At 57.8% G+C, this 441-nt stretch carries 1 protein-coding gene; it reads left to right on the top strand.

What is annotated here, in order from left to right:
- Positions 1-136: 136 nt before the first annotated feature.
- Positions 137-441, top strand: a 305-nt coding sequence (locus tag PZH32_RS11400) for a twin-arginine translocation signal domain-containing protein (RefSeq protein WP_275208371.1), incomplete at its 3' end; no start/stop codon positions are given.

The following is a 441-nucleotide window of genomic DNA, read 5'->3' as shown; positions in this document are numbered from 1 at the left end:
AGCTTTACCTGCGTCGGTAGTCACCCATCCAAGTTCCCAGCGAAGACCCGCCGCAGGTAAAGCTTATGTCAAGTAGATCGTACGCAGATGCTTTTGACGGAGAGAAGTTCGCTTTTTAGAGAAGGAGGAAAGGCAGATGAGCAATGTGGTAACACGTCGATCTTTTCTGAAGCTCTCGGCGGCTGCCGGTGCTGCTACGGCGCTGGGCACCACGGCGGTGACCAACCTTGTGCAAAGCTCGAAGGCCTATGCAGAGGAAGGCACTGTTGAGGTGATGGGCACGTTCTGCCGTGCTTGCGTTCTTGCCTGCCCGGTGAAGGTTACGATTCGCAACGGGCGTGCAACGCGCATCGAGGGGGATAGCCGAAGCGGTTTGTCCCTCGGCCGTGTGTGCCCCAAGGGCCTTTCGGGCATTCAGGCCCTGTATCATCCCAACCGCAC

Source organism: Adlercreutzia equolifaciens (genome assembly GCF_029076695.1).
Classification (GTDB): Bacteria; Actinomycetota; Coriobacteriia; order Coriobacteriales; family Eggerthellaceae; genus Adlercreutzia; species Adlercreutzia equolifaciens_A.
This window is presented reverse-complemented; position numbering and strand designations above follow the sequence as displayed.